Source organism: Collinsella sp. LCP19S3_D3 (assembly GCF_052121455.1).
Lineage (GTDB): Bacteria > Actinomycetota > Coriobacteriia > Coriobacteriales > Coriobacteriaceae > Collinsella.
This window is the reverse complement of the sequence record NZ_JBQKEF010000052.1, coordinates 1-906: the sequence shown is the minus strand read 5'-3', so window position 1 is coordinate 906 and position 906 is coordinate 1. Positions and strand designations below refer to the sequence as shown.

The window sequence follows — 906 nt, the reverse complement described above, 5'->3', positions numbered from 1 at the left end:
TGTTGATGTTCACTAAGAAGTGGTCCGAGTGATCACTGGGAAATGAGCACCGTGAGCACGAAAAATTGAGCAGTTTAAGCAAGAGGGCCGCGCCCCGGGGACCGGGGGCGCGGCCCTCGCCGTATGGTTTCCCCGGGCGGTTACCTTGGCGAGCCCGCCCGGGAAGGATGGAGGAGATGACCGTGCCCCTGGACACAGTGAATGATATACGGTCGATGGATGCCGCCGGGCGCTCGAGGTCCGAGATCGCCCGAATGCTCCACGTGAGCCGGAACACCGTGGCGAAGTACGCCGACATGGAGGACATGTCGCCCGCCGCGCCGATGCCCCGGAGGAGGGGCAGGCCCGCGCTCGAGGGCAACGAGGAATGGGTCGCGGGCGTTCTCGAGGCCGACCTCGGGGCCCCGAGGAAGCAGCGCCACACCGCCAGGCGGATCTACGACAGGCTCGTCGCCGAGCGCGGCTACGGCGGCTCGTACTCCACCGTGCAGAGGTTCGTCCGCGAGCTCAGGCTCGCCCGGGCGGCGGCGGGCGGAGAGGGGTACCTCGAGCTCGAGTGGGCGCCCGGCACCTGCCAGGTCGATTTCGGGAACTTCCGCGCCGCGGTCGGCGGGAGGACCCTCGACCTCAAGCTGCTGGTCGCGACGCTCCCGCACTCGAACGACCGGCAGTGCGTCGCCCTCATGTCGCAGAGGTCGGAGTGCCTGTGCGCCGGGCTGCTCGAGATCTTCCGCCGCTGGGGCCGCGCCCCGGCTGCGATGGTGCTCGACAACGCCACCGAGGCGGGCAGGATGGTACGCGGCGAGGTCACGGAATCGAGGCTGTTCTCGCAGTTCAGGGCCCACTACCGCTTCGAGAGCCGGTACTGCAACCCCTATTCGGGAAACGAGAAGGGCTCCGTCGAGA

General features: G+C 68.2%; 1 protein-coding gene. It reads left to right on the top strand.

Annotated elements, in window-relative coordinates; translation table 11 throughout:
• Positions 1-167: 167 nt before the first annotated feature.
• Positions 168-906 (top strand): IS21 family transposase (gene istA, locus ACTQXM_RS08990; RefSeq protein WP_441547650.1); only part of this gene is annotated, 739 nt, incomplete at its 3' end.